This window comes from Enterobacter sp. PGRG2, from assembly GCF_030291195.1.
In the GTDB taxonomy this organism is placed as follows: Bacteria; Pseudomonadota; Gammaproteobacteria; order Enterobacterales; family Enterobacteriaceae; genus Enterobacter_D.
The window spans coordinates 585,209-611,678 of sequence record NZ_CP127837.1; the positions used below are offsets into that span (position 1 = coordinate 585,209).

33 protein-coding genes are annotated in these 26,470 nt (G+C 54.6%); 15 read left to right on the forward strand and 18 right to left on the reverse strand.

The window, feature by feature from the left end; genetic code table 11:
• Window positions 1–3: 3 nt before the first annotated feature.
• From glmM to rlmE, 4 genes are all read right to left on the reverse strand, one after another.
• Complete coding sequence (gene glmM / locus QRD42_RS02425) at window positions 4–1,341, reverse strand: phosphoglucosamine mutase (RefSeq protein ID WP_072569589.1); 1,338 nt, start codon at window positions 1,339–1,341, stop codon at window positions 4–6.
• On the reverse strand, window positions 1,334–2,182 hold the full coding sequence (folP, locus tag QRD42_RS02430) for a dihydropteroate synthase (RefSeq protein ID WP_072569588.1): 849 nt from the start codon (window positions 2,180–2,182) through the stop codon (window positions 1,334–1,336). Before folP ends, glmM begins: the two co-directional genes overlap by 8 nt.
• Window positions 2,183–2,281: 99 nt before the next feature.
• On the reverse strand, window positions 2,282–4,216 hold the full coding sequence (gene ftsH / locus QRD42_RS02435; protein ID WP_072569587.1) for an ATP-dependent zinc metalloprotease FtsH: 1,935 nt from the start codon (window positions 4,214–4,216) through the stop codon (window positions 2,282–2,284).
• Window positions 4,217–4,315: 99 nt separating this feature from the next.
• Entirely contained in the window at window positions 4,316–4,945 is a 630-nt protein-coding gene (gene rlmE, locus QRD42_RS02440; RefSeq protein ID WP_072569586.1) for a 23S rRNA (uridine(2552)-2'-O)-methyltransferase RlmE, read from the reverse strand.
• Window positions 4,946–5,068: 123 nt separating this feature from the next.
• On the opposite strand from rlmE, the gene yhbY reads away from it, so the two are divergent.
• A complete protein-coding gene (yhbY, locus tag QRD42_RS02445) occupies window positions 5,069–5,362 on the forward strand; it encodes a ribosome assembly RNA-binding protein YhbY (RefSeq protein ID WP_072569585.1) in 294 nt (97 codons plus the stop codon).
• A 154-nt stretch (window positions 5,363–5,516) separates the two neighbouring features.
• Here the strand turns inward: yhbY and greA are convergent, their stop codons facing one another.
• Window positions 5,517–5,993: a transcription elongation factor GreA gene (gene greA, locus QRD42_RS02450; protein ID WP_072569584.1), complete on the reverse strand. Its 477-nt coding sequence runs from the start codon at window positions 5,991–5,993 to the stop codon at window positions 5,517–5,519.
• 247 nt (window positions 5,994–6,240) lie between these two features.
• Here greA and dacB point away from each other — a divergent pair, with 247 nt between their 5' ends.
• Window positions 6,241–7,674: a serine-type D-Ala-D-Ala carboxypeptidase gene (gene dacB, locus QRD42_RS02455; RefSeq protein WP_072569583.1), complete on the forward strand. Its 1,434-nt coding sequence runs from the start codon at window positions 6,241–6,243 to the stop codon at window positions 7,672–7,674.
• Window positions 7,675–7,734: 60 nt separating this feature from the next.
• Here dacB and cgtA read toward each other — a convergent pair whose 3' ends face one another.
• The 4 genes from cgtA to rplU form a co-directional block, all read right to left on the reverse strand.
• On the reverse strand, window positions 7,735–8,910 hold the full coding sequence (gene cgtA / locus QRD42_RS02460; protein ID WP_072569582.1) for an Obg family GTPase CgtA: 1,176 nt from the start codon (window positions 8,908–8,910) through the stop codon (window positions 7,735–7,737).
• Between the two features lie 15 nt (window positions 8,911–8,925).
• Complete coding sequence (locus QRD42_RS02465) at window positions 8,926–9,891, reverse strand: DMT family transporter (RefSeq protein ID WP_072569581.1); 966 nt, start codon at window positions 9,889–9,891, stop codon at window positions 8,926–8,928.
• A gap of 97 nt (window positions 9,892–9,988) precedes the next feature.
• Window positions 9,989–10,246, reverse strand: coding sequence for a 50S ribosomal protein L27 (rpmA, locus tag QRD42_RS02470; RefSeq protein WP_017457338.1), 258 nt, complete (start codon window positions 10,244–10,246; stop codon window positions 9,989–9,991).
• A gap of 20 nt (window positions 10,247–10,266) precedes the next feature.
• Complete coding sequence (gene rplU, locus QRD42_RS02475; protein ID WP_072569580.1) at window positions 10,267–10,578, reverse strand: 50S ribosomal protein L21; 312 nt, start codon at window positions 10,576–10,578, stop codon at window positions 10,267–10,269.
• Between the two features lie 257 nt (window positions 10,579–10,835).
• Here rplU and ispB point away from each other — a divergent pair, with 257 nt between their 5' ends.
• Together ispB and sfsB are read left to right on the forward strand one after the other, a co-directional pair.
• Window positions 10,836–11,807, forward strand: coding sequence for an octaprenyl diphosphate synthase (gene ispB, locus QRD42_RS02480; RefSeq protein WP_072569579.1), 972 nt, complete (start codon window positions 10,836–10,838; stop codon window positions 11,805–11,807).
• Between the two features lie 227 nt (window positions 11,808–12,034).
• Entirely contained in the window at window positions 12,035–12,307 is a 273-nt protein-coding gene (gene sfsB, locus QRD42_RS02485) for a DNA-binding transcriptional regulator SfsB (RefSeq protein ID WP_072569578.1), read from the forward strand.
• 63 nt (window positions 12,308–12,370) lie between these two features.
• On the opposite strand, the gene murA is transcribed toward sfsB, so the two are convergent.
• The 7 genes from murA to mlaF all read right to left on the reverse strand — a co-directional run bounded on the left by murA (window position 12,371) and on the right by mlaF (window position 17,167).
• Window positions 12,371–13,630: a UDP-N-acetylglucosamine 1-carboxyvinyltransferase gene (murA, locus tag QRD42_RS02490; protein WP_072569577.1), complete on the reverse strand. Its 1,260-nt coding sequence runs from the start codon at window positions 13,628–13,630 to the stop codon at window positions 12,371–12,373.
• Window positions 13,631–13,683: 53 nt separating this feature from the next.
• Window positions 13,684–13,938: a BolA family iron metabolism protein IbaG gene (ibaG, locus tag QRD42_RS02495; RefSeq protein WP_072569576.1), complete on the reverse strand. Its 255-nt coding sequence runs from the start codon at window positions 13,936–13,938 to the stop codon at window positions 13,684–13,686.
• A gap of 126 nt (window positions 13,939–14,064) precedes the next feature.
• Window positions 14,065–14,358, reverse strand: a complete 294-nt coding sequence (mlaB, locus tag QRD42_RS02500; RefSeq protein ID WP_072569575.1) for a lipid asymmetry maintenance protein MlaB — start codon at window positions 14,356–14,358, stop codon at window positions 14,065–14,067.
• On the reverse strand, window positions 14,358–14,993 hold the full coding sequence (gene mlaC, locus QRD42_RS02505) for a phospholipid-binding protein MlaC (protein ID WP_318374498.1): 636 nt from the start codon (window positions 14,991–14,993) through the stop codon (window positions 14,358–14,360). The genes mlaB and mlaC overlap by 1 nt, the downstream gene beginning before the upstream one ends.
• Before the next feature lie 13 nt (window positions 14,994–15,006).
• Window positions 15,007–15,561: an outer membrane lipid asymmetry maintenance protein MlaD gene (gene mlaD / locus QRD42_RS02510; RefSeq protein WP_318374497.1), complete on the reverse strand. Its 555-nt coding sequence runs from the start codon at window positions 15,559–15,561 to the stop codon at window positions 15,007–15,009.
• 3 nt (window positions 15,562–15,564) lie between these two features.
• The gene (gene mlaE / locus QRD42_RS02515; protein ID WP_072569572.1) at window positions 15,565–16,347 is read right to left on the reverse strand and encodes a lipid asymmetry maintenance ABC transporter permease subunit MlaE; all 783 of its coding nucleotides are present in this window, start codon (window positions 16,345–16,347) and stop codon (window positions 15,565–15,567) included.
• 7 nt (window positions 16,348–16,354) lie between these two features.
• Window positions 16,355–17,167 carry a phospholipid ABC transporter ATP-binding protein MlaF gene (gene mlaF / locus QRD42_RS02520; RefSeq protein WP_072569571.1) on the reverse strand — a complete coding sequence of 271 codons (813 nt, stop codon included), beginning with the start codon at window positions 17,165–17,167 and terminating at the stop codon, window positions 16,355–16,357.
• A gap of 224 nt (window positions 17,168–17,391) precedes the next feature.
• On the opposite strand from mlaF, the gene QRD42_RS02525 reads away from it, so the two are divergent.
• The 11 genes from QRD42_RS02525 to npr all read left to right on the forward strand — a co-directional run bounded on the left by QRD42_RS02525 (window position 17,392) and on the right by npr (window position 25,310).
• Window positions 17,392–18,369, forward strand: coding sequence for a calcium/sodium antiporter (locus QRD42_RS02525; RefSeq protein ID WP_318363375.1), 978 nt, complete (start codon window positions 17,392–17,394; stop codon window positions 18,367–18,369).
• A gap of 12 nt (window positions 18,370–18,381) precedes the next feature.
• On the forward strand, window positions 18,382–19,368 hold the full coding sequence (kdsD, locus tag QRD42_RS02530) for an arabinose-5-phosphate isomerase KdsD (protein WP_072569569.1): 987 nt from the start codon (window positions 18,382–18,384) through the stop codon (window positions 19,366–19,368).
• 14 nt (window positions 19,369–19,382) lie between these two features.
• A complete protein-coding gene (gene kdsC, locus QRD42_RS02535; protein ID WP_072569568.1) occupies window positions 19,383–19,949 on the forward strand; it encodes a 3-deoxy-manno-octulosonate-8-phosphatase KdsC in 567 nt (188 codons plus the stop codon).
• Window positions 19,946–20,521, forward strand: coding sequence for an LPS export ABC transporter periplasmic protein LptC (gene lptC, locus QRD42_RS02540; RefSeq protein WP_072569567.1), 576 nt, complete (start codon window positions 19,946–19,948; stop codon window positions 20,519–20,521). Before kdsC ends, lptC begins: the two co-directional genes overlap by 4 nt.
• Window positions 20,490–21,044, forward strand: coding sequence for a lipopolysaccharide ABC transporter substrate-binding protein LptA (gene lptA, locus QRD42_RS02545; RefSeq protein ID WP_072569566.1), 555 nt, complete (start codon window positions 20,490–20,492; stop codon window positions 21,042–21,044). Before lptC ends, lptA begins: the two co-directional genes overlap by 32 nt.
• A 6-nt stretch (window positions 21,045–21,050) precedes the next feature.
• Window positions 21,051–21,776 carry an LPS export ABC transporter ATP-binding protein gene (gene lptB, locus QRD42_RS02550; RefSeq protein WP_072569565.1) on the forward strand — a complete coding sequence of 242 codons (726 nt, stop codon included), beginning with the start codon at window positions 21,051–21,053 and terminating at the stop codon, window positions 21,774–21,776.
• Window positions 21,777–21,823: 47 nt separating this feature from the next.
• A complete protein-coding gene (gene rpoN / locus QRD42_RS02555; protein WP_072569564.1) occupies window positions 21,824–23,257 on the forward strand; it encodes an RNA polymerase factor sigma-54 in 1,434 nt (477 codons plus the stop codon).
• A gap of 22 nt (window positions 23,258–23,279) precedes the next feature.
• Complete coding sequence (gene hpf / locus QRD42_RS02560; protein WP_072569563.1) at window positions 23,280–23,567, forward strand: ribosome hibernation promoting factor; 288 nt, start codon at window positions 23,280–23,282, stop codon at window positions 23,565–23,567.
• An 82-nt stretch (window positions 23,568–23,649) separates the two neighbouring features.
• Window positions 23,650–24,141: a PTS IIA-like nitrogen regulatory protein PtsN gene (gene ptsN / locus QRD42_RS02565; RefSeq protein ID WP_321988118.1), complete on the forward strand. Its 492-nt coding sequence runs from the start codon at window positions 23,650–23,652 to the stop codon at window positions 24,139–24,141.
• A 45-nt stretch (window positions 24,142–24,186) separates the two neighbouring features.
• Complete coding sequence (gene rapZ, locus QRD42_RS02570; RefSeq protein WP_072569561.1) at window positions 24,187–25,041, forward strand: RNase adapter RapZ; 855 nt, start codon at window positions 24,187–24,189, stop codon at window positions 25,039–25,041.
• Window positions 25,038–25,310 carry a PTS phosphocarrier protein NPr gene (gene npr / locus QRD42_RS02575; RefSeq protein WP_072569560.1) on the forward strand — a complete coding sequence of 91 codons (273 nt, stop codon included), beginning with the start codon at window positions 25,038–25,040 and terminating at the stop codon, window positions 25,308–25,310. Before rapZ ends, npr begins: the two co-directional genes overlap by 4 nt.
• 33 nt (window positions 25,311–25,343) lie before the next feature.
• Here the strand turns inward: npr and mtgA are convergent, their stop codons facing one another.
• Window positions 25,344–26,051 (reverse strand): monofunctional biosynthetic peptidoglycan transglycosylase, encoded by a 708-nt coding sequence (gene mtgA / locus QRD42_RS02580; RefSeq protein WP_412176316.1) that lies wholly within the window; start codon window positions 26,049–26,051, stop codon window positions 25,344–25,346.
• A gap of 20 nt (window positions 26,052–26,071) precedes the next feature.
• Window positions 26,072–26,470: isoprenoid biosynthesis glyoxalase ElbB (gene elbB, locus QRD42_RS02585; protein ID WP_321988119.1), on the reverse strand; the 399-nt coding region annotated here is incomplete at its 5' end.

Below are 26,470 nucleotides of genomic sequence, written 5' to 3' on the forward strand. Positions count from 1 at the left end.
TACTTATACCGCTTTCACTGCGTCCGCAATGCGGTTAGCAAATGCCGTTACCTGCGCTTCGTCTTCACCTTCCACCATCACACGGATCAACGGCTCGGTACCGGATTTACGCAGCAACACGCGGCCGCGATTACCCAGCGCCGCTTCCACTTCTGCGGTGACCGCTTTCACGGTTTCATCTTCCAGCGGATCGCCGTTGCCAGCCGTAAAGCGTACGTTAATGAGGATTTGCGGGAACAGCTTCATACCGCTGCACAGGTCGTGCAGGGTCATATGGTTACGTACCATCGCCGCCACAACCTGCAGGCCAGCCACGATACCGTCGCCGGTAGTGGTTTTGTCCAGCAGCAGAATATGGCCGGAGTTTTCCGCACCAATGCGCCAGCCTTTCTCCTGAAGTTTTTCCAGCACGTAGCGGTCGCCCACTTTTGCGCGCGCAAACGGAATGCCGAGCTGTTTCAGCGCCAGCTCCAGCCCCATATTGCTCATCAGCGTGCCGACTGCGCCACCGCGCAGCTGACCCTGACGAAGACCTTCACGGGCGATTATATAGAGGATCTGATCGCCATCAACCTTGTTACCTTCATGATCCACCATGATCACGCGGTCACCGTCACCGTCGAAGGCGATACCGATATCGGCTTTTTCGGCCACCACGCGGGCCTGCAACGTACGAACGTCCGTTGCCCCTACTTCCTCGTTGATGTTCACGCCGTTCGGCTCACAGCCAATGGTGATGACGTGAGCGCCCAGCTCGCGGAAGACGTTTGGCGCGATGTGGTAGGTTGCGCCGTGCGCGCAGTCAACCACAATTTTCAGACCCTTAAGGCTGAGTTCGTTCGGGAAGGTGCCTTTGCAGAATTCAATGTAACGCCCGGCGGCATCGACGATACGGCTGGCTTTACCCAGCAGCGCCGAATCCACGCAGGTGATCTCTTTTTCCAGTTCGGCTTCAATCGCCTCTTCCACGTCATCCGGCAGTTTGGTGCCGTCGATGGAGAAGAATTTAATACCGTTATCGTAGAACGGGTTATGGGAGGCGGAAATCACAATTCCCGCTTCCGCGCGGAAGGTCCGCGTCAGGTACGCGACAGCAGGCGTCGGCATTGGGCCGGTAAAAGAGGCGGAAATGCCCGCCGCTGATAGCCCGGCTTCCAGCGCCGATTCCAGCATGTAGCCGGAAATGCGCGTATCTTTACCGATAATGATTTTACGCGAGCCATGGCGCGCCAGGACTTTACCGGCGGCCCAGCCGAGTTTAAGAACGAAATCCGGCGTAATTGGCGCATCGCCTACACGACCACGAATACCATCTGTTCCAAAATATTTACGTTCACTCATAGCGTTTCTTTCCCTTCGCTGACAGTGTGGCTTCGACCACTCGCATAGCCTCTACCGTTTCTTTTACGTCATGGACACGAATAATATGCGCGCCCTGCATTGCCGCGATCACCGCGCACGCCAGGCTGCCGCTGAGGCGTTCAGAAGGCCCTACATTCAGTAGCTGGCCAATCATCGATTTGCGCGACATTCCCACCAGCAACGGTAGATCAAACTGATGGAATTCAGATAAGCGGGCGAGCAGCGCATAGTTGTGGGACAGATTCTTACCGAAACCGAATCCCGGGTCGAGCAACAATTTCTCTTTTGCGATGCCCGCCTGTTCGCAACGTGCAATATTGTCGATAAAAAAGCGCGTTACGTCAGTAATAACATCATCGTATTTTGGCGCATCCTGCATGGTTTTGGGGTCGCCCTGCATATGCATCAGACAGACCGGCAGCCCGGTTTCCGCCGCCGCCTCCAGCGCCCCCGGCTCCGTCAGGGAACGGATGTCATTGATAAGATGCGCGCCGACGCGGGCAATTTCGCGGATCACTTCCGGCTTTGAGGTATCAACCGAGATCCACACTTCAAAACGCTGCGCCAGCGCTTCAACCACCGGCACCACGCGGGACAACTCTTCATCCACGCTGACATCCAGCGCCCCCGGACGTGTCGATTCGCCGCCGACGTCGATAATGGTCGCCCCCGCATTGATCATCAGGTTAGCGTGCTTTACTGCCTCGATCAGCGTGTTATGCGCGCCACCGTCAGAAAAGGAATCCGGGGTAACGTTCAGAATGCCCATAACATGTGGATGCGACAGGTCGAGCACTGACCCCTGAGCAAAGCGTTTCATAAATCATCCCTTGTATAACGAGGTGAACAGAATAATAAAAAACCCCGGAGCAAGCTCCAGGGTTTGAAGTAATACAGACACAGCATCAGTGCGAAAAACTTATTTGTCGCCCAGCTGCTCTGACATGGTATTGCCCGGATTCGGCGTACGCGGTTCATCGACCGGACGCGGCGCACGCGGGGTGCCGTTGTTGTCAGAGTTGTTGGACGCGCCCGGATCTTCCCAACCCGCTGGCGGACGCACATCGCGGCGAGCCATCAGGTCATCGATCTGCGGTGCGTCGATGGTCTCATATTTCATGAGCGCATCTTTCATCGCATGCAGAATATCCATATTCGCATTCAGGATCTCACGGGCGCGATTGTAGTTACGCTCAATCAGCGCTTTGACTTCCTGGTCGATGATACGTGCCGTTTCATCAGACATATGCTTCGCTTTTGCGACAGAACGGCCAAGGAACACTTCGCCTTCTTCTTCTGCGTAAAGCAGCGGACCGAGTTTATCGGAGAAGCCCCACTGGGTGACCATGTTACGCGCCAGGTTAGTCGCGACTTTAATGTCGTTCGACGCACCGGTGGAAACATGCTCCGCACCGTAGATGATCTCTTCTGCCAGACGACCGCCGTACAACGTCGAAATCTGGCTTTCCAGCTTCTGACGGCTGGCGCTGATCGCGTCACCTTCAGGCAGGAAGAAGGTCACGCCCAGCGCACGGCCGCGCGGGATGATAGTCACTTTATGCACCGGATCGTGTTCCGGCACCAGACGACCGATAATCGCATGGCCTGCTTCGTGATACGCCGTGGATTCTTTTTGCGCTTCCGTCATCACCATGGAGCGACGTTCCGCACCCATCATGATTTTGTCTTTCGCTTTCTCGAATTCCACCATCGACACGACGCGTTTGTTACCACGGGCAGCAAACAGCGCCGCTTCGTTCACCAGGTTCGCCAGATCCGCGCCCGAGAAGCCAGGCGTGCCGCGGGCAATGATTGCCGCGTCAATATCCGGTGACAGCGGTACGCGACGCATATGCACTTTCAGGATCTGCTCACGACCACGTACATCCGGCAGACCGACCACAACCTGACGGTCGAAACGGCCTGGACGCAGCAGCGCCGGGTCAAGCACGTCCGGACGGTTAGTCGCGGCGATAACGATAATGCCTTCGTTACCTTCGAAGCCATCCATCTCAACCAGCATCTGGTTCAGGGTCTGCTCACGTTCGTCGTGACCACCACCCAGACCTGCGCCACGCTGACGGCCTACGGCGTCGATTTCATCGATAAAGATGATGCACGGCGCGGCTTTTTTAGCCTGTTCGAACATGTCACGCACACGAGAGGCACCGACACCCACGAACATTTCCACGAAGTCCGAACCGGAAATCGTAAAGAACGGCACTTTCGCTTCACCGGCGATAGCTTTCGCCAGCAACGTTTTACCGGTACCCGGCGGCCCCACCATCAGCACGCCTTTTGGAATTTTACCGCCCAGTTTCTGGAAACGGCTCGGTTCACGCAGGTACTCAACCAGTTCCGCCACTTCTTCTTTCGCTTCATCGCAACCTGCGACATCAGCAAACGTGGTTTTAATCTGATCTTCAGTGAGCATACGCGCCTTGCTCTTGCCGAACGACATGGCGCCTTTGCCACCGCCGCCCTGCATCTGACGCATAAAGAATATCCAGACCCCAATCAGTAACAGCATCGGGAACCAGGAAATAAAGATAGAAGCCAGCAGGCTCGGTTCTTCCGGCGGCTCGCCAACCACTTTGACGTTTTTCGTCAGCAGGTTATCAAGCAGTTTCGGGTCGTTTACCGGGATGTAAGTCGTGTAACGGTTACTATCTTTCTTGGTAACGTTGATCTCACGTCCGTTGATACGCGCTTCGCGAACCTGGTCCTGATTGACCTCTTGCAGGAAGGTAGAGTAATCCACCTTACGGCCATTAGACTCGCTGGGCCCAAAGCTCTGGAATACTGACATCAGCACGACGGCAATGACCAGCCAGAGTATTAGGTTTTTCGCCATGTCACTCAAGGGATTAACCTCATATTACAACTGTGTTAAAAACAGCGTCAGGATACGCCATATCCAGCTTCATTCAAACGATTGTCTGAAATCAACGGGTTATGATTTTCGCCCGGTCGCTACAATGTACACTTCACGTGATCGCGCACGGGAAGAGTCCGGCTTACGAACTTTAACCTTCGTAAACAGGGAGCGAATTTCCCTTAGATACTCATCGAAGCCTTCGCCCTGAAACACCTTCACTACAAAACTGCCGCCAGGTGCCAATACGTCCCGACACATCTGCAATGCCAGCTCCACCAGATACATGGCGCGGGGAATATCCACCGCGGGTGTTCCGCTCATGTTCGGTGCCATATCTGACATTACGACCTGGACTTTACTGTCGCCTACCCTATCAAGTAACGCTTTCACGACTAATTCATCACGAAAATCGCCCTGAAGGAAGTCCACACCAACGATAGGATCCATAGGTAAAAGATCACATGCGATGATACGGCCTTTGCCACCAATCTGTGTTACCACATACTGTGACCAGCCGCCAGGTGCTGCGCCAAGGTCAACAACTGTCATCCCCGGCTTAAAAAGTTTGTCACTTTGCTGTATTTCATCAAGTTTAAACCAGGCACGGGAACGTAACCCTTTTTTCTGTGCCGCTTGAACATATTTATCGCTAAAGTGTTCCTGAAGCCAGCGACTGGAGCTGGCAGAACGCTTTTTACCTGTCATTTAACATTCCATCTGGGTTCATCGTGAGCCGATGGTGTAAATTTCCACACGGCAATTTGGCGATATAAGGGAGATGGCGGTAGAATGAACCGTTTTCAATCCCAACGTAAGCAAAAATATACGATGAATCTGAGTACTAAACAAAAACAGCACCTGAAAGGTCTGGCACATCCGCTCAAGCCAGTAGTACAGCTTGGCAACAATGGTCTGACCGAAGGGGTACTGGCCGAGATTGAACATGCGTTACAACACCATGAGCTTATCAAGGTTAAAATCGCGACTGAAGACCGCGAAACCAAGACGTTGATCGTGGAAGCCATTGTTCGTGAAACCGGCGCCTGTAATGTACAGGTCATCGGTAAAACGCTGGTTCTGTATCGCCCAACAGCAGACCGTAAAATCGCGCTGCCACGTTAAGAATATCCTGAGTTAAACACAAAATCTGTGTAAAACGAGGGGTTTTCTAAAAGCAGACGAGCAAAATGCCACGCTCTGAGTGTTGTTAAAAGGCCGCTTCGCGGCCTTTTTCTTTTCTTTACAATGCGTCAACATATTACACATTGTAACCTAATCAAAGATATTCCACTTTGATGATTTCGAATTCAACTTCGCCGCCCGGCGTCTTGATGACCACGACATCGTCCTGCTCTTTACCCACCAGGCCACGGGCGATAGGCGAATTCACAGAAATCAGATTCTGCTTAAAATCAGCCTCGTCATCGCCCACGATGCGGTAGGTCTGCTCTTCGTCGTTGTCGAGGTTCAGCACGGTTACCGTACAGCCAAAAATCACACGCCCGTTGTTCGGGATTTTAGCAATGTCGATCACCTGCGCGTTGGACAGCTTCGCTTCGATATCAGCGATACGGCCTTCGCAGAAGCCCTGCTGTTCACGGGCGGCATGGTACTCGGCGTTTTCTTTCAGATCGCCATGTTCACGGGCATCGGCGATGGCCGCGATAATTTCAGGACGGCGTACGGACTTGAGAAAATCCAGCTCTTCGCGCAGTTTTTCAGCACCGCGTAAGGTCATCGGAATAGCTTGCATTTGTTATACCTCTTGAACATTCCTGTAGGGAGCGGTGTCCCGCCCCGGCAGCTAAGCCCGCCCGTTTTTCATCGGGTTCCCGGACCAGAAGCAAAAGAAAACTGACCCGGAGTCACAGCCCCAGGTCAGAAGCAATTTTTCAATTTGATACGCATTTTACCGCGAAGTTCACTATGGGTCATCGTTTACTTTCAAGGGCGATGCACCGTAGTATGACGGCCTGTTTCCAGGTTGTTAGCGCGAGATTATGCGATTTTCCAGATTTGTCATCGGATTGACCACAAGTATAGCGATGAATGTTCAGGCGGCGAATGTCGACGAGTACATCAATCAGTTGCCTGCCGGCGCGAACCTCGCCCTGATGGTGCAGAAGATTGGCGCTCAGGCACCGGATATTGATTATCACAGCCAGCAGATGGCCCTTCCCGCCAGTACGCAGAAAGTGATCACCGCCCTTGCCGCTCTGCTGCAACTTGGCCCCGATTACCGCTTCACGACCACGCTTGAAAGCAAAGCCCCGATTGAAAACGGCGTCTTACAAGGCGATCTGACGGCGCGTTTTGGGGGCGATCCGACGTTAAAACGTCAGGATATTCGCAATATGGTGGCGGTTCTGAAAAAAGCGGGCGTGCGTGAAATCGCGGGCAACGTGCTTATCGACACCTCCATTTTCGCCAGTCATGACAAAGCGCCTGGCTGGCCATGGAATGACATGACGCAATGCTTCAGTGCTCCACCAGCGGCCGCCATTGTCGACCGTAACTGTTTCTCGGTTTCCCTCTACAGCGCTCAGAAAGCCAATGATCTGGCATTTATCCGCGTCGCCTCCTATTACCCGGTGAACATGTTCAGCCAGGTGCGTACGCTGGCCCGTGGCAGCGCTGAGGGCCAGTACTGCGAGCTGGACGTGGTTCCGGGTGACTTAAACCGTTTCACGCTGACAGGCTGTATGACGCAGCGTGCTGACCCCCTGCCGCTGGCGTTCGCCATTCAGGACGGCGCAAGCTATGCCGGCGCCATTATTAAAGATGAACTGAAACAGGCGGGGATCACCTATAGCGGCACCCTGCTGCGTCAGACGCTGGTCAATGAACCGGGCACGGTGATCGCCAGCAAGCAGTCGGCTCCCCTGCACGATCTGCTGAAGATCATGCTGAAAAAATCCGACAATATGATCGCCGACACGGTTTTCCGCACTATCGGCCATGCGCGTTTTGGCGTGCCGGGCACCTGGCGCGCCGGCGCTGACGCGGTACGGCAGATCCTCCGCCAGCAGGCGGGCGTCGATTTGGGGAACAGCATTGTGGTGGATGGCTCTGGCCTGTCGCGTCATAACCTGATTTCTCCCGCCACCATGATGCAGGTGCTGCAATATATTGCTCAGCATGATACCGAGCTTAACTTTATCTCGATGCTGCCGCTGGCGGGCTACGACGGCTCGTTGCAGTACCGCGCGGGTCTGCATGCCGCAGGCGTGGACGGTAAAGTATCGGCGAAGACCGGCTCTCTGCAGGGCGTCTACAATCTGGCGGGCTTTATTACCACCGCCAGCGGTCAGCGGATGGCGTTCGTGCAGTATCTGTCCGGCTATGCCGTTGAGCCTGCCGATCAGCGTAACCGCCGCATTCCGCTGGTGCGGTTTGAAAGCCGTCTGTATAAAGATATTTACCAGAACAACTAAACAAAAAGCCCGGTCGCGTTATGCGTACCGGGCTTTTGGCTGGCAGAGAGTTAGTCTGGATTAACGCTTGTAGATAAACTCAACGCCTTCGTCGTCTTCTTCATCCCAGTCGTCATCCCAGTCTTCGTCGTCTTCTTCAGCTTCCGCTTCTTCCAGCTGCTGGCGATGATAATCATCCCACATGAATTCGACTTTCTCTGGCTGCTTCTCTTCTTCAGCGTGAACGATTGGGTTCTCGATGATGAAGGTCATCACATCCCAGCACAGGTCTTTAACGCCCTGCTGGGTGGCGGCGGAAATCAGGTAATACTTATCTTCCCAGCCCAGAGCTTCGGCGATAGCTTTCGCTTTTTCTTCGGCCTGCGCTTTGTCCATCATGTCGATCTTGTTAAAGACCAGCCAGCGCGGCTTACTGGCCAGATTTTCACTGTATTTTTCCAGCTCGCCAGTGATGATGCGCGCATTTTCCGCCGGATCTGAACCATCGATCGGATCGATGTCGATGAGGTGAAGCAGTACGCGGCAACGCTCAAGGTGCTTCAGGAAGCGAATACCCAGACCGGCGCCTTCCGCCGCCCCTTCGATAAGGCCAGGGATGTCTGCCACCACAAAGCTCTTCTCGTTATCCATACGCACCACGCCAAGGCTTGGCACCAGGGTGGTAAACGGATAATCCGCGACCTTCGGCTTCGCCGCAGAGACAGCGCGGATAAAGGTGGATTTACCGGCGTTCGGCATCCCCAGCATCCCCACGTCAGCCAGCAGCATCAGCTCCAGCTGAATGTCACGCTTTTCGCCAGGCGTCCCCATGGTCTTCTGACGCGGCGTACGATTGACGGACGATTTGAAACGGGTGTTACCCAGACCGTGCCAGCCGCCTTTAGCCACCATCAGACGCTGACCGTGTTTGGTCATGTCGCCCATGGTTTCGCCGGTGCCCTGATCGATAACACGCGTACCGATCGGCACCTTAACGCAGGTGTCTTTACCGCGCTTACCGGTACAGTCACGGCTTTGACCATTCTGACCACGCTCAGCGCGGAAAGATTTTTCAAAGCGGTAATCGATAAGGGTATTCAGGTTTTCGTCCGCTTCCAGCCAGACATCGCCACCGTCACCACCGTCGCCGCCGTCAGGGCCGCCACGGGGAATATATTTTTCACGGCGGAAGCTTACACAACCGTTACCGCCATCACCTGCCACGACCAGGATCGTCGCTTCATCAACAAACTTCATTTTACTCTCCGTTACTCATTCGCCTGAGCGGGGTAAAGTGACAACCACTTCACGCTTGCGCAGACGTCCCCACAGGCGATGGCCTATGGCGGAATACATCGCGCCCGCAACCACGACAAACGCACCGAGATAACCTAAAAGGTTTAACATCGGTCTGGCGAAGACATCGGGCCAGGCCTGTGATAATAAATCTGAAAACAACAGTGTAAACAGCGGCGTCAACGTGATTAACGCGCTCACCTGCGCCGCCTGCCAGCGCGCCATGGCTTCCGCCAGCGCGCCATAACCGACCAGCGTATTCAGCCCGCAAAACACCAGGCACGCCAGTTGCCATTGGCTGAGTTCGGCGATCATGGCCGGTTTCGCCAGCGGCAACAAAGCTATTGTACATAAAGTGTACAGCAAAAAGAGGATCTGCTGTGAGGCCAGACGACGCAATAATACTTTTTGCGCGACGCCATAGCTTACCCAGACCGTTGCCGCTCCCACGCCGAAGATCACACCCCAGGTGTAATCGGTCAGGCGGGTGAAGATCTCCACCAGGCTGGTGTTGAAAAACATCACCAGTCCGCAAAGCAGCATTATCGCCCCTATGATCTGTGTGCCGCGCATCTTCTCTTTAAGAATGAACACGCTGGCGACCATCATGCCCACCGGTGAGAGCTGTCCAATCACCTGTGATGCCGTTGGGGTCAAATATTGTAGAGAAGAGCTGAAGAGAATGAAATTCCCGAATAAGCCCCCGGTAGCAATGGCAAGCAACACCAACCAGCGGGGCTGCCGAAAAATGCGCATCGGCGGCAGTTTGCCTTTAACGGCCAGAATCAGGCCAAGACCAATAGCTGCCATTAAAAAGCGATAGAACACGATAGTTGGTGGTTCCATCACTTCCAGCACCTGCTTCATTGCGATTGGCAATGCACCCCAGCACATGGCTGTCGTCAGCGCCAAAAGAATTCCAATGCCTGCCTGCTGCTTCATTGCCCGTTTTCCCTACAAGAGATTTTTCCGGACGTCGAATGTAAAAAGCCCCGCAACGTGTTGCGGGGCTTTCATCCGTTACCGGGACGCGAAAAACTTATTCAGCAACGATGCTGATGAACTTACGGTTTTTCGGGCCTTTAACTTCGAACTTAACTTTACCGTCAGTCAAAGCGAACAGAGTGTGGTCACGGCCACAACCAACGTTGCTGCCAGCGTGGAATTTAGTACCACGTTGACGAACGATGATGCTACCTGCCAGTACTGCTTCTCCGCCAAAGCGTTTTACGCCCAGACGTTTAGCTTCTGAATCGCGACCGTTACGAGTTGAGCCGCCAGCCTTTTTGTGTGCCATTTAAATCTGCTCCCCTAGTCTTAAGCGCTGATGCCAGTGATTTTAACATCAGTGAACCACTGACGATGGCCTTGCTGCTTACGGTAGTGTTTACGACGACGAAACTTAACAATCTTAATTTTCTCGCCACGACCGTGAGCAACGATTTCAGCTTTGATAACGCCGCCATCAACGAAAGGAACGCCGATTTTGACTTCTTCACCGTTTGCGATCATCAGAACTTCAGCGAACTCGATAGTTTCGCCAGTTGCGATGTCCAGCTTTTCCAGGCGAATGGTCTGACCTTCGCTTACTCGGTGTTGTTTACCACCACTTTGGAAAACCGCGTACATAAAAAACTCCGCTTCCGCGCACCTTTTGTGTGATTCAGAGTGCGCTATAAATATTCACAATAGGGCGCGAATATTACGCAAAACGCGAAGCTTTGACAAGAGTGATCATCAATCCGCGAAGAAAAAAAACACAACGTGTATGGTAACGTTTATCTGGCGGGTTTTTTCAGTACAATCGACGATACTATTCTAACCCGTAACCCTTCGTTATCCCATTTTGATATGTGGTAAACAGGACTTTAAGCCCGGCATTAGCGATGAATTTAGAAAAAATCAATGAGTTAACCGCGCAAGATATGGCGGGTGTGAATGCGACTATCCTTCAACAGCTCAACTCCGATGTCCAGTTGATCAACCAGTTGGGTTACTACATCGTCAGCGGCGGCGGCAAACGCATCCGTCCGATGATCGCGGTGCTTGCCGCACGGGCTATTGGCTATGACGGAAATGCGCACATCACCCTCGCAGCATTAATCGAATTTATCCACACCGCCACGCTGCTGCATGATGACGTGGTAGACGAGTCAGATATGCGCCGCGGCAAAGCCACGGCTAACGCGGCTTTTGGCAATGCTGCCAGTGTGCTGGTGGGCGATTTTATCTATACGCGCTCCTTCCAGATGATGACCAGCTTAGGCTCGCTGAAGGTGCTGGAGGTAATGTCGGAAGCGGTAAACGTCATTGCCGAAGGCGAAGTGCTGCAACTGATGAACGTCAACGATCCGAACATCACCGAAGAAAACTACATGCGGGTGATCTACAGCAAAACCGCGCGTCTGTTTGAAGCGGCTGCCCAGTGCTCCGGCATTCTCGCAGACTGTAGCGCCGCGCAGGAAAAAGGGCTGCAGGATTATGGCCGCTATCTGGGCACCGCGTTCCAGCTTATTGACGATCTGCTTGATTACAGCGCCGACGGGGAAACCTTAGGCAAAAACGTCGGCGACGATCTCAACGAAGGTAAACCGACCCTGCCGCTGTTACACGCAATGCGTAACGGTACGCCGCAACAGGCGCAGATGATCCGCGAAGCCATCGAACAGGGCAACGGACGGCATCTTTTAGAGCCGGTTCTGGAAGCCATGGCCGATTGCGGTTCGCTGGAATGGACGCGTCGTCGCGCCGAAGAAGAAGCCGACAAGGCCATTCATGCCTTGCAGGTATTGCCTGATACGCCGTGGCGCGATGCGCTTATTGGCCTCGCCCACATCGCCGTTCAGCGCGATCGTTAATGCTGCCGATATCTTTCCGCGTCATGCGCGGAAAGATTCTAATAAGTTCTTATAAGTTTTCACTACCTTCCCGATAATCGCTTATATCCTGCTATTTCGACCTTAATAAATTCTGAATTGCACTTTCGTTTACATGAACTTTTTAGAACAACACGTCGCAAGGAGTATAGTGAATTGCTGCGGCGCATCAGGATAAGCCGCGCATAATTCAACCGCAGGGAGGAGTGATGGAAAATAAATTTATCGACTGGCATCCTGCCGATATCATCGCCGGATTGCGTAAGAAAGGGACGTCGCTGGCCGCGGAGTCGCGCCGGAACGGGCTAAGTTCATCGACGCTGGCAAATGCGCTGACGCGCTCATGGCCGAAAGGGGAATGGATCATTGCGAAGGCGCTGGACACGGATCCCTGGATTATCTGGCCGTCGCGTTACCACGATCCGGTCACCCATGAGTTTATCGATCGCACCAGCATGATGCGCCAGCAGAAGCATAAATAGCGGCTGTACGCCATCTACAATGCAACAACCCCCTGCGTACAGGGGGTTGCATTACCGCTTAGCTTATTCGCCTTTTATGCGCTCAATGTTCGCACCGAGCGCACGCAGTTTGTCTTCAATACGCTCGTAACCACGGTCGATGTGATAAATACGGTCGACGATGGTGGTGCCCTCAGCGATACAACCCGCCAGCACCAGGCTTGCGGATGCACGCAGATCGGTCGCCATTACCTGTGCGCCCGACAGGGTTTCCACACCATGGCAGATCGCGGTGTTGCTTTCGATCTCGGCGTGCGCGCCCATACGGATCAGCTCAGGAATGTGCATGAAACGGTTTTCGAAGATCGTTTCGATGATCACACCTGTCCCTTCCGCCACCAGGTTCAGCAGCGTGAACTGCGCCTGCATGTCAGTCGGGAAAGCCGGGTGCGGCGCGGTACGCACGTTAACCGCTTTCGGACGTTTGCCGTGCATGTCGAGGCTGATCCAGTCTTCGCCCACTTCGATATCGGCACCCGCTTCACGCAGTTTCGCCAGTACCGCATCCAGCGTATCCGGCTGCGCTTTATGACAAACAATTTTGCCGCCGGAAATGGCTGCCGCCACCAGGAAAGTACCGGTTTCGATACGGTCAGGCAGCACGCTGTAGACGCCGCCGCCAAGACGTTCAACGCCTTCGATGGTGATCTTGTCGGTGCCCATGCCGGTGATCTTCGCGCCCAGCGTATTGAGGAAGTTCGCCGTATCGACGATCTCCGGCTCACGGGCCGCGTTTTCGATAATGGTGGTGCCTTCTGCCAGGGTAGCGGCGGACATGATGGTGACGGTCGCGCCGACGCTGACCTTGTCCATCACGATATGCGCGCCCTTCAGGCGGCCATCCACAGACGCTTTAACGTAACCTTCTTCCAGTTTGATCTGCGCGCCCAGCTGCTCAAGGCCGCTGATGTGCAGGTCAACCGGACGCGCGCCAATCGCACAGCCGCCCGGCAGGGAAACCTGACCCTGACCAAAACGCGCCACCAGCGGGCCAAGCGCCCAGATAGAAGCGCGCATGGTTTTCACCAGATCGTAAGGCGCGCAGAAGATATTGACGTCACGGGCATCGATCCACACGGAGCCGTTGCGATCCACTTTCATGCCCAGCTGGCTGAGCAGCTTCATGGTGGTATCAATATCTTTCAGTTTCGGAACGTTACGGATTTCAACAGGCTCTTCGGCCAGCAAAGCGGCGAAAAGAATTGGCAGGGCCGCGTTTTTCGCGCCGGAAATTGTCACTTCGCCCTGAAGCCGCGTTGGCCCCTGTACACGAAACTTATCCATTCATCTGTTCTCTGTTAAGAATTCACAAATGCTGACGGTGCGTAACCGGCAGCTCAAAAACCGTTAAGTTTACGATCGCGCGCCCATTCAGCCGGGGTATACGCTTTGATCGAGACGGCATGGATGCGGTTGTCCGCAATGTATTCCATCAGCGGGCCATAAACAGCTTGCTGCTTCTTGACCCGGCTCATGCCGTCAAAAATTTCACCCACAGCAATAACCTGAAAGTGACTGCCATCGCCGGTGACGTGGGCTTCCTGGAGTGAGAGTGCATTGATCAGCACGCTCTGAATTTCATGATTTTCCATGGGATCTACTATTGTCCGAGAATGAAAACAGTCCAACATCTTAGAGGAAAGTGGCGCTGTCTTAAATAAGCAAAAAGCCTCGCTAAAAAATCTCGCGAGGCTACGGGTAGTAACGTACTGAAAATATTAGTGAGGCAGGGCGTCGGCAGGCAAATTATAAAGTTGCGCTAATGTCAGGACGTTATCGCTGACGCCTTCCAGTTTCACCGCCCTGCCCTGTTTTTTGACCAGCGCGATGAAGTGCACCAGCAGGGCGACGCCAGCGGTATCCACCCGCGTAAGCGCGGTGAGATCGATGACGCTCACGCCCTGCAGCGCCTCAGCTCGCGCATCCCAGAGCGGGTTAAGCACGTCCTGATCAAGCTCGCCCTGCAATGCAAGGCGCTCGCCGTCACGTGTCCAGCTGAGATGCTGCGCCATTATTTGTTCTCTTGCAGGGTGATCTTCTGACGAGAGATCGACTGCAACTGCGCGGTCAGGCCATCAATACCTTTGGTACGCAGCAGATCGCTCCACTCGTTCTGTTTGGTGGTGATCATGCTGACGCCTTCGGCGATCATGTCATACGCCTGCCAGTTACCGGACTGGCTGTTTTTACGCCACTGGAAATCCAGACGCACCGGCGGACGACCGTTTGGATCGATGATGGTGACGCGGATCGGCACGATAGTCGCATCGCCCAGCGGTTTTTCCGGGGCAATCTGATAGCTCTGACCGTGGTACATCGCCAGCGCCTGGCCATAGGCCTGCTTCAGATATTCACGGAACGCAGCAAAGTAGGCGTCACGTTGCGCCGGGGTAGCCTCTTTGTAATAGCGACCCAGCACCAGCGCGCCGGCATATTTCACCTGCACATAGGGCAGCAGCTCCTGATCGACGATCTGACGCAGGTAATCCGGATTGGAACGGATTTGCGACTGTTCGTTTTTGAGGCGATCAAAGGTCTTTTTCGCCGCTTCCTGCATCATGGTGTAAGGATTGCTCTGATCCGCCGCAGTGGCGGCAGTCAGCGGGGCAATCACCAGCATTGCTACCATTAAAAGTCGTTTAAACATGCGTTAATTCTCCTCAATGAATCGTCGGGCCAGCAGGTGCCGTTGCATCAGTATTAGCGGCATCCGGCGTTGGCGCATCCTCTGATGGCTTATTATCGCTTCCTTTGCTGTTGTAAAGGAATTGTCCGATCAGATCCTCAAGCACCATGGCCGATTTGGTGTCCTGGATCGTACTGCCTTCTTTAAGCATAGAAGACCCCAGCTCCGGGTCGTCAAAGCCGACGTTTAATGCCAGATATTGCTCGCCCAACAAGCCAGAGGTGCGGATCGCCAGCGAGCTGGTGTCCGGGATCTGGTTGTAGCGCTCTTCAATATCCAGCGACACGCGGGGCAGATAGGTTTTCTGGTCAAGGGTAATATCCGCGACCCGTCCAACGACAACGCCGCCGATACGCACCGGGGAGTTCATTTTTAAGCCGCCGATGTTATCGAAAGTGGCATAAATACGGTACGTCGGTTCACTGCGCAAAGAGGTCACATCCGCCGCTTTCAGACAAACAAACAGCGCCGCCAGCATGGCGATCAGCAAAAACACGCCAACCCAAATTTCACTTTTTTTCGTTTGCATCACTCAATTCCCAAACATCAGTGCGGTGAGCACAAAATCGAGGCCAAGAACGGTCAACGATGAGTGCACAACGGTACGTGTAGTAGCCCGGCTAATCCCTGCTGAGGTCGGAATTGCATCATAACCATTGAATAATGCAATCCAGGTTACCGAAATGGCGAACACCACACTCTTAATCAGACAGTTAACCAGATCCAGACGCAGGTCGACGGCGTTTTGCATTGCTGACCAGAAGAAGCCGGCATCAATGCCTTTCCAGTTCACGCCCACCAGCGAACCGCCCCAGATGCCGACGGCGACGAAAATAATCGTCAGCAACGGCAGCGAGATCACCCCCGCCCAGAAGCGCGGTGAAATCACCCGCCGCAGCGGATCGACGGCCATCATTTCCATACTGGAAAGCTGTTCGGTGGCGCGCATCAGCCCGATTTCAGCGGTCAGCGCAGAACCGGCCCTGCCAGCGAACAGCAGCGCGGCGACGACCGGCCCGAGTTCACGCAGCAGCGAAAGGGACACCAGCATACCGAGACTGGTTTCCGCGCTGTAGGTGGTAAGCACCAGGTAGCCCTGCAACCCCAGCACCATGCCGATAAAAAAACCGGACACGATGATGATCAGCATCGACAGCACGCCCACGTTATAAAGCTGGCGAACCAGCAGCGGCGCATGCTTGCGAAACTCGGGTTTACCGACCAGCGCATTGAATAACATCAACCCGGCGCGCCCGAACGTGGCGAGCATACTGATGCCGCGCTGTCCGAGGGAAGCCAGTGAATTTAACAGCATGAGTGGATTAACTCCCTGTTCCTAATAAATCGTGAAGATAATCGCCAGCAGGAAAACGGAAAGGTACCGGCCCATCCGCAATGCCATCCAGGAACTGACGCACCCGGGGATCGGCATTCTCCTGCAATCCTTGCGCGCTGCCATGGGCAACGATTTTTTTGTCCGCCACAATATAGGCGTAATCCGCGATGCTCAGCACTTCCGGTACGTCATGGGAGACGACGATACAGGTGACGCCCAGCGTACTGTTCAGTTCTGAAATCAGCTTTACCAGCACGCCCATGGTGATGGGATCCTGGCCGACAAAAGGCTCATCAAACATGATCAGATCGGGTTCCAGCGCGATGGCCCGCGCCAGCGCCGCGCGACGCGCCATGCCGCCCGACAGTTCAGACGGCATCAGTTTAGCCGCGCCGCGAAGCCCGACGGCTTCCAGCTTCATCATCACCGTGCTTTTCAGCAAGGGCGCAGGCAAAGGCGTATGTTCACGCAACGGATAGGCGACGTTATCAAAAACGGTCATATCGGTGAACAGCGCCCCGGACTGAAACAGCATGCTCATTCTTTTGCGCACGGTGTACAGCCTGGTGCGGGACATCTCCGGCACGTTTTCGCCATCAAATAAGATCTCACCGGCATCCGGCGGGATCTGACCGCCAATGAGGCGAAGCAGCGTTGTCTTACCGATCCCTGACGGACCCATGATCGCGGTGATCTTTCCGCGCGGGACCGTCAGCGAAATATTGTCGAAGATGGTCCGGCTGCCCCGTGAGAAGCTGACGCCTCGGACATCGACTAAATTCGCCACAGTCTGGCTCATTTACTGATCCTTTTAGCCTTGTTAGGGGTAAGCATTTCGCGTTGTCGCACCCTGAACCCAACATTTTTACAGAATATTACTCGCTGTGGTTAGCGAAAGCTGGCATTTGTTTTACTTTTAAGCCGCATAAAGTCAAAATTAGGAAATCATTGGTTTTACGATCCCAATCCTGCCAGACGATCGTGGTAGCGGGCCGATGATTATACCTGAAGAAAGGACTTTAGATGCTTTTAGCCACGGCGCTGTTAATAATTGGTTTACTTTTGGTGGTCTACAGTGCCGATCGTCTGGTGTTTGCCGCATCTATCCTTTGCCGCAGTCTGGGGATCCCGCCGCTTGTCATCGGCCTTACGGTGGTGAGTATCGGCACCTCGCTGCCTGAAATCATCGTTTCCGCCGCCGCTTCTATGCACGGGCAGATCGATCTCGCGATCGGTACGGCGATCGGATCCAACATCGTCAACATCCTGTTGATCTTAGGCCTTGCCGCCCTGCTCCATCCTTTTACCGTACATTCTGATATTCTGCGTCGCGAATTGCCGCTAATGTTAATCATGAGCCTGCTGGCAGGCAGCGTGCTCTATGACGGCAGCCTGACCCGTCTGGACGGGATCTTCCTGCTATTACTGGCGGTTGCATGGCTGCTGTTTATTGTGAAAATAGGCCGCCTCGCCGAACGTCAGGGCAATGACAGCCTGACCCGCGAGCAGATCGCCGAGTTGCCCCGCGAAGGCAGCCTGTCGGTGGCCTTTTTGTGGTTAGGCGTGGCGCTGATCATCATGCCGATGGCCACCCGCATGGTGATCGATAACGCCACCGTGCTGGCGAACTTCTTTGCCATGAGCGAGCTGACCATCGGGCTGACCGTCATCGCCATTGGCACCAGCTTACCGGAACTGGCGACGGCGATTGCGGGCGCCCGCAAAGGCGAAGATGACATCGCCATCGGGAACATTATTGGTTCCAATATTTTCAATTTAGCTATCGTGCTGGGCCTGCCGGCGCTTATCGCCCCCGGCGCGTTTAACCCGCTCGCGTTCAGCCGTGATTATGGGGTAATGCTGGTGGTCAGCGTGATCTTCGCCCTGTTGTGCTGGCGTCCACGGTGTCAGACGGGTAAAGGCGCGGGCGCGCTGTTGATCGGCGGCTTTATCCTTTGGATGGCGATGCTTTACTGGCTGTCGCCTTTTTTTACCGGTTAATGGGAACTGAATATGTCGCAAATAGATTTGCCGCCGGGCTTTGACTTTCAGCAGGCAGGTAAGGATGTCCTGGATATTGAACGTGAAGGCCTGGCACATCTCGATCAGTACATTAATCAGGACTTCAGCGAAGCCTGCGAAAAAATGTTCTACTGCGCCGGTAAAATCGTGGTGATGGGCATGGGCAAATCGGGTCATATCGCCCGCAAAATGGCGGCGACTTTCGCCAGTACCGGCACCCCGTCGTTCTTCGTGCATCCCGGCGAAGCGGCGCACGGCGATCTGGGGATGGTCGCGCCGCAGGATATTGTCATCGCCCTGTCGAATTCCGGCGAATCCAACGAGATCCTGGCGCTGATCCCGGTATTAAAACGTTTGCAGGTGCCGCTGATCTGCATGACCAGCCGTCCGGAAAGCAGTATGGCGCGGGCGGCAGACATTCATTTATGCGTTAAAGTACCGCGTGAAGCCTGCCCGCTGGGGCTGGCGCCGACCTCCAGCACCACCGCGGCGCTGGTGATGGGCGATGCGCTGGCGGTGGCGCTGTTAAAGGCCCGCGGCTTTACGGCGGAAGATTTTGCCCTTTCCCATCCGGGCGGCGCCCTTGGCCGTAAACTGCTGCTGCGGGTGAATGACATCATGCACACCGGCGATGAGATCCCGCACGTCAGCAAAGACGCCACGCTGCGTGATGCGCTGCTGGAAATCACGCGCAAAAATCTGGGCATGACGGTCATCTGCGACGATTTGATGAAAATCGAAGGTATTTTCACCGACGGCGACTTACGCCGCGTATTCGATATGGGCGCGGATGTCCGCAATCTCGGCATTGCTGACGTCATGACTCCCGGCGGTATTCGCGTACGTTCCGGGGTGCTGGCGGTCGACGCGCTCAACCTGATGCAGTCCCGCCACATCACCGTGGTTATGGTTGCCGATGGCGACCAGTTGCTGGGTGTGGTACATATGCATGATCTACTGCGCGCAGGCGTAGTGTAATAAGGATAAAAAGAATGAGTAACGCTGGTGCTTCACTTGCAACCTGCTACGGTCCCGTCAGCGCGCAAGTGATGGCAAAGGCGGAGAAAATCCGCCTGCTGATCCTCGACGTGGATGGTGTCATGTCGGATGGACTGATTTTTATGGGCAACAACGGCGAAGAGTTAAAGGCGTTTAACGTCCGTGATGGTTATGGCATTCGTTGCGCCCTCACCTCCGGTATTGAGGTGGCGATAATTACGGGCCGTAAGGCTAAACTGTTAGAAGATCGCTGCGTTACGCTCGGCATTACGCATCTGTATCAGGGGCAGTCCGATAAACGCATTGCGTTTAAACAGCTGCTTTCCGATCTGGCGGTATCAGCCGATGAAGTGGCCTATATTGGCGACGATCTCATTGACTGGCCGGTGATGGCGGACGTGGGTCTGAGCGTGGCGGTAGCTGATGCGCACCCGATGCTGATCCCGCGTGCCGATTACGTGACCTACATTAATGGCGGCCGCGGGGCCGTCCGGGAAGTCTGCGATCTGCTGTTACTGGCGCAGGGCAAACTTGAAGCAGCCACAGGGCAATCAATATGAGTAAAACCAGACGTTGGGTTATCATTCTGCTGTCGCTGGTAATACTGGTGCTGATTGGCATTAATCTGGCAGACAGAGACGACACAGAGCAGGTGGTGGCAAACACCAATGAGCCGACCTACCGCAGCGAGCACACGGACACGGTGGTTTACAGCCCGGAAGGGGCGCTGAATTACCGCCTGATCGCGCAGCATGTTGAATATTTTTCCGACCAGGCGCTGTCGTGGTTCACGCAGCCGGTGTTGACGACTTTCGACAAAGACAAAATTCCTACATGGTCAATTAAGGCAGATAAGGCCAAACTGACCGATGACCGGATGCTTTATCTTTATGGACACGTTGAGGTCAACGCCCTGACCGCTGATGCTCAACTGCGTAAAATCACCACGGATAACGCCCAGATTAACCTGATCACTCAGGATGTTACGTCAAACGATCTGGTTACGTTGTACGGTACGACATTTAATTCCAGCGGCCTGAAAATGCGCGGCAACTTACGCAGCAAAAACGCCGAGCTGATTGAAAAGGTTAGAACCTCATATGAAATTCAAAACAAACAAACTCAGCCTTAACCTTATGCTTGCCAGTACGCTTCTGGCCGCCAGCATTCCCGCGTTTGCGCTGACCGGTGATACCGATCAGCCCATTCACATTGAATCCGATCAGCAATCGTTAGACATGCAGGGCAACGTCGTAACCTTCACCGGCAACGTTGTTGTCACCCAGGGCACCATCAAAATCAATGCCGATAAAGTGGTGGTGACGCGTCCGGGCGGCGAAGAAGGTAAAGAAGTGATTGACGGCTTCGGCAAGCCAGCCACTTTCTACCAGATGCAGGATAGCGGCAAGCCGGTAAAAGGCCATGCCTCTCAGCTGCACTATGAACTGCAAAATGACTTCGTGGTGCTGACCGGCGATGCCTTCCTTGAGCAGCTCGACAGCAACATCAAAGGCGACAAAATTACCTATCTGGTGAAAGAGCAGAAAATGCAGGCTTACAGCGAGAAAGGTAAGCGCGTCACCACCGTTCTGGTGCCGTCGCAACTGCAGGACAAAAGCGCAACCCCGGCTCCGGCACAAAAAAAGAGTAACTGATCCGTTATGGCAACTTTAACTGCAAAAAATCTCGCTAAAGCTTACAAAGGCCGCCGCGTGGTGGAAGACGTCAGCCTCACCGTTAAATCCGGTGAAATTGTCGGTCTGTTAGGCCCTAACGGGGCGGGTAAAACCACCACCTTTTACATGGTGGTAGGCATCGTGCCGCGCGATGCGGGCAACATTATCATTGATGATGAAGACATCAGTCTGCTGCCGCTGCACGCCCGCGCTCGTCGCGGCATCGGCTATCTGCCGCAGGAAGCGTCGATTTTCCGTCGTCTGAGCGTGTTCGATAACCTGATGGCGGTGCTGCAAATCCGTGACGATCTGACCTCGCAACAGCGTGAAGATCGCGCCAATGAGCTGATGGAAGAGTTCCACATTGAACACCTGCGCGATAACCTCGGCCAGGCGTTGTCAGGCGGTGAACGCCGCCGTGTGGAAATCGCCCGCGCGCTGGCTGCGGATCCGAAATTTATTCTGCTGGATGAACCTTTTGCGGGCGTGGATCCAATTTCGGTTATCGACATCAAACGTATTATCGAGCACCTGCGCGACAGCGGCCTCGGTGTGCTGATTACCGACCATAACGTCCGCGAAACCCTGGCCGTGTGTGAGCGGGCTTATATCGTCAGCCAGGGGCACCTGATTGCCCATGGTACGCCGCAGCAAATCCTTGAAGACGAACAGGTTAAGCGCGTATATCTTGGGGAAGGCTTCAGACTCTGATAGGGTAGAGAAAATAAAGGGTTTAAGCGGAGAAGACTGCTCTGAATATGAAGCAAGGTTTGCAATTACGGCTTAGCCAACAACTGGCCATGACGCCACAATTGCAGCAGGCCATCCGTCTGTTGCAATTGTCTACGCTGGAACTTCAGCAAGAGCTTCAACTGGCGCTGGAAAGCAACCCGTTGCTGGAGCAAACCGATCTTCACGATGAGATAGACGCCCAACCGACGCAGGACACCGAAAACCTGGACGCCGTCGACGCCCTTGAACAGAAAGAGATGCCCGACGAGCTGCCGCTGGATGCCAGCTGGGACGAGATCTACACCGCCGGTACGCCTTCGGGTAACGGTGTCGATTATCAGGATGATGAACTGCCGGTTTATCAGGGTGAAACCACCCAGTCCCTGCAGGATTACCTGATGTGGCAGGTGGAACTGACCCCCTTCTCGGATACCGATCGCGCCATTGCCACCTCCATCGTCGACGCCGTTGATGACACCGGTTATCTCACCGTCTCGCTGGACGATATTCTTGAAAGCATGGGCGATGAGGAGATCGGGCTGGATGAGGTCGAGGCGGTGCTCAAGCGCGTACAGCGTTTTGATCCGATCGGCGTTGCTGCCCGCGATCTGCGTGACTGCCTGCTGATCCAGCTGTCGCAGTTTAGCAAAGACACGCCCTGGCGCGACGAAGCGCAGTTGATCATCAGCGATCATCTTGATCTGCTGGCGAACCATGATTTCCGTTCTCTGATGCGCGTAACGCGGCTGAAAGAAGATGTGCTGAAAGAAGCCGTCAATCTGATCCAGTCGCTCGATCCGCGCCCCGGCCAGTCGATCCAGACGGGCGAACCCGAATATGTTATCCCTGACGTGCTGGTACGTAAGCATCAGGGACGCTGGACTGTCGAGCTTAATTCCGACAGCATTCCCCGCCTGCAAATAAATCAGCACTACGCCGCCATGTGCGGCGGATCGCGTAATGACGCGGACAGCCAGTTTATCCGCAGTAATTTGCAGGATGCCAAATGGCTGATCAAAAGTCTGGAAAGCCGTAACGACACGCTGCTGCGCGTCAGCCGCTGCATCGTTGAGCAGCAGCAGGCCTTTTTTGATAAAGGCGAAGAATATATGAAACCGATGGTGCTGGCCGACATTGCCCAGGCCGTCGAGATGCACGAATCGACCATTTCACGTGTGACTACCCAGAAGTACCTGCACAGCCCACGGGGCATTTTTGAGCTTAAATATTTCTTCTCCAGCCATGTGAATACCGACAGCGGCGGCGAAGCATCGTCCACCGCCATTCGCGCGCTGGTGAAGAAACTGATAGCCGCAGAAAACCCGGCGAAACCACTGAGTGACAGTAAGCTAACTACCCTGCTGTCCGACCAGGGTATCATGGTAGCGCGCCGCACTGTTGCGAAGTATCGAGAGTCTTTATCCATTCCGCCGTCTAACCAGCGTAAACAGCTGGTCTGACTCAACCGATAAGGAAGACACTATGCAGCTCAATATCACAGGACATAACGTCGAGATTACTGAGCCCTTGCGCGAATTTTTACAGACAAAATTTGCCAAGCTGGAGCAATTTTTTGACAGGATCAATCAGGTCTACATTGTTCTGAAGGTGGAAAAGGTGACGCATATCGCCGACGCCACCCTGCATGTCAACGGCGGAGAGATCCACGCCAGTGCGGAAGGGCAGGATATGTATGCCGCCATTGATGGTTTAATTGATAAACTTTCACGGCAGCTCACTAAACATAAAGATAAACTGAAACAACACTAATTGTCCGGGCAGTTAACGGGTGCAGGACGGCCTGTTGTGAAACACAACGGGCCCTTTGTACCGTTAGCGCTTAGGTGAAATTATGATGAACAACGATTCAGCTCTTCAATTGAGCAATGTCCTTAACCAGGAATGTACCCGCTGCGGCGTTCACTGCCAGAGCAAAAAACGTGCGCTGGAAATCATCAGTGAACTGGCCGCCAAACAGCTAAGCTTACCGCCGCAGGTGGTATTCGAGGCGATTTTGACGCGTGAGAAAATGGGCAGCACCGGTATCGGCAACGGTATCGCGATCCCTCACGGTAAGCTGGAGGAAGATACGCTGCGCGCTGTGGGCGTCTTTGTGCAGCTGGAAACGCCGATCGCCTTTGATGCTATCGACAACCAGCCGGTGGATTTGCTGTTTGCGCTGCTGGTGCCGGCCGACCAGACCAAAACGCATCTGCATACGCTCTCTTTAGTCGCCCGCCGCCTGGCGGATAAAACCATTTGTCGCCGTCTGCGCAGCGCGCAAAGCGATGAAGAACTTTATCAAATCATCACGGAAACAGAAGGCTCCCGGGATGATGCTTAACCAGGAAATGGCCTTCGTCTTTGTTGTCCGGAGGAGAAAGGGTACATGGTACTGATGATCGTCAGTGGTCGTTCGGGATCGGGGAAATCTGTCGCCCTGCGAGCGCTGGAAGACATGGGCTTCTACTGCGTCGATAACCTGCCCGTCGTGCTGCTGCCAGAACTGGCGCGCTCGCTTGCTGACCGTCAGATTTCGGCGGCGGTGAGCATTGATGTGCGTAATATGCCGGAATCGCCGGAGATCTTCGAACAGGCGATGAACAACCTGCCCGATGCGTTTTCTCCGCAACTGCTGTTTCTTGATGCCGACCGCAATACGCTGATCCGTCGTTACAGCGATACCCGTCGTCTGCATCCGCTGTCCAGCAAAAACCTGTCGCTGGAAAGCGCCATCGACGAAGAGAGCGATCTGCTGGAGCCGCTGCGCTCCCGTGCCGATCTGATCGTCGATACCTCGGAAATGTCGGTGCACGAACTGGCCGAAATGCTGCGTACGCGTCTGCTGGGTAAACGCGAGCGTGAGCTGACGATGGTCTTTGAGTCCTTTGGCTTCAAGCACGGCATTCCTATTGATGCTGATTACGTGTTTGATGTGCGCTTTCTGCCGAACCCGCACTGGGACCCCAAACTGCGCCCGATGACCGGTCTGGATAAGCCCGTGGCGGCGTTTCTTGATCGCCATACCGAAGTACATAACTTTATCTATCAGACGCGCAGCTATCTGGAACTGTGGTTGCCGATGCTGGAAACCAATAACCGCAGCTACTTAACGGTTGCCATTGGCTGTACGGGTGGTAAACACCGTTCGGTTTATATCGCTGAACAGCTGGCGGATTACTTCCGTTCGCGCGGCAAAAATGTGCAATCCCGCCATCGTACGCTGGAAAAACGCAAATCATGACCGTAAAGCAAACCGTTGAAATCACTAACAAGCTGGGCATGCACGCCCGCCCGGCGATGAAACTGTTTGAACTGATGCAGGGCTTCGACGCAGAAGTTCTGCTGCGCAATGAAGAAGGGACAGAAGCAGAAGCGAACAGCGTGATCGCGCTGCTGATGCTGGATTCGGCGAAAGGTCGTCAGATTGAGATCGAAGCCACCGGCCCGCAGGAAGAAGAGGCGCTGGCGGCGGTGATCGCGCTGTTCAACGCCGGGTTTGACGAAGACTGATAAGTCCCCCCGCCTTGCCGGAGAGGGGGAAGATTACTGATACAACCCCTGGTCGCGCATAAAGCCTTCACCGCCCAGCTGACGCATCTGGCGCATGATCCACGCCTGTCGACTGTGCACGTAACCTGAGGGCGCATCAGCCTTAAAGCGCAGCGGATTGGGCAGCACAGCCGCCAGCAGCGCGGCTTCCGACATGGTCAGACGGCTGGCTGGCTTATGAAAATAACGTTGTGCCGCCGCTTCAACGCCAAACACTCCGTCGCCAAACTCCGCAATATTCAGGTAAACCGTCAGAATGCGGCGTTTACTCCATACCGTTTCCATGCCCAGGGTTAAGCCCGCTTCCAGCCCTTTACGCAGCCAGCTCCGACCGTCCCACAGAAACAGATTCTTTGCCGTCTGTTGGGAAAGGGTCGACGCGCCGCGAATGCGGTTCTCGTTACGTTCGTTGTGGGAGATGGCTTTTTCGATGGCGGCCACGTCAAAACCCCAGTGTTCAGGGAATTTCTGATCTTCCGCGGCGATCACCGCCAGCCCCATCCACGGCGAAATATCGTCCATGCCGACCCAGTCAGAATGGGCAACGTAGCCGAAATTTCCGCTCAGCCAGGCCGAAAGCTGGCGCTCCGCCATTACCGCGGAAAACGGCACCGGCATGAAGGAAAACAGCGCGATGCCGCCGCCCCAGAACAGGATCAGCACCAGCAGGATCCGCCATAGCCAGGATTTTAACGTCGCCATCAGCGGAGCGCGTCGCCGTTTCATTCCGCGAGAACCAGCACGCGGGCAACCAGCTTATCGATGCCGCTTGCCACTTCCGCGATATTCTGCGCCAGCATATAAGCCGGGGTGGTCACCACTTTATTGTCTTCATCCACAACAATATCATCCACCGGACAGGGAACATGTTCCGCGCCCATCTCTTCCAGCAGCTCAGCCGTGTCAATGTCCGTGCCGATAGTCAGACGCAGCGGGAAGTCGAAAATCTTTGGCAGCATTGCCGGCGCGATACAGATAAAGCCCAGCGGTTTGCCCGCCGCATGCATCGCCAGCGCCAGACGTTTCAGATCGGGGTCGACGGTGCATTCCGCCCCCTGGCTGGCAAAATTACTCAGGTTTTTTGCCGCGCCAAAACCGCCAGGTACGATCAACGCATCCAG